Source organism: Vibrio sp. 03_296 (genome assembly GCF_002265885.1).
The window spans coordinates 1-355 of sequence record NZ_NPKW01000187.1 but is presented as its reverse complement, the minus strand read 5'-3'; the positions used below and the strand labels follow the sequence as shown (position 1 = coordinate 355).

General features: G+C 52.0%; 1 pseudogene. It reads left to right on the top strand.

Annotation, left to right across the window (positions count from 1 at the left end):
* Positions 1 to 355 (top strand): annotated as a pseudogene (locus CIK04_RS22795) (polysaccharide biosynthesis C-terminal domain-containing protein); the annotation flags it as partial.

Sequence of the window (355 nt, the reverse complement as noted above, 5' to 3'; positions counted from 1 at the left end):
GCTTCCTTTTACCGTCCCCCCTTTATTTACCTTACTTGGTGCGAAAGAAGCACTGATTCCCTCATCGGCCAATACATGCATGTCTGGTACCTCACCATTCCATTACTGGTGATTCCAATGGCAGGAAACAGTGCCATTCGTGCCACCGGTGATACGAAGACCCCAGCCAAAATCATGATGCTCGCTGGGCTTATCAACGGCGTGCTCGACCCGCTGCTGATTTTTGGCATTSGTCTTTCCTGAGCTCGGTATTCAAGGCGCAGCGATTGCCAGTGCGTTCAGTTGGCTCGGTGCGCTGATAGGATCATTCTACGTTTTGATTAAGCGTGAGCGGCTGCTCGGCTTGCCACAATGG